Here is a 581-nt window from a genome sequence, read left to right on the forward strand (position 1 = left end):
CGTTGGTACAGTGGTGAAAAACCGTATTCATCGCCGGTTCAATACGCCAAACCCATGTCAGAAACTGACCACAGATATTACAGAATTCAAGTGTGCAGATGGCCTAAAACTCTATCTTAGTCCAATTATGGATATGTATAATGGCGAAATCCTTTCATACGGCATCAGTATGCGACCGACGCTTGACTTTGTGATCGAACCCTTAGAAGAAGCCCTTAAGGTCATAAAGAATGCAAAATACCGGACTACCATCCACTCGGATCAGGGCTGGCACTACCAGCACGGAAAATGGGTTTCCCTCTTAAAAGAACATAAAGTGTTCCAGAGTATGTCGCGGAAGGGGAACTGTCTGGACAACGCCCCTATGGAAAATTTCTTTGGATTATTGAAGCAGGAGATGTATTACGGCGAATCGCTTCGAACATATAAGGAACTGAAACGTGCTATCGAGGCATACATCCAGTATTACAACAACAAACGAATCAAACAGAAATTGGCTGGCATGAGTCCGGTTCAATACCGTCTTCACACCAGCCAACTAGCTGCGTAATATAAAACTCTAACTTTTAGGGGTCACATCA

The 581-nt window shown here is 43.7% G+C and carries 1 protein-coding gene; it reads left to right on the forward strand.

Annotation, left to right across the window (positions count from 1 at the left end):
• The coding region (locus tag ACR65H_RS18515; protein ID WP_440502420.1) for an IS3 family transposase at nucleotides 1-550 on the forward strand (550 nt) is incomplete at its 5' end.
• Nucleotides 551-581 lie beyond the last annotated feature (31 nt).

It is taken from the genome of Sporosarcina sp. SAFN-015 (assembly GCF_059415085.1).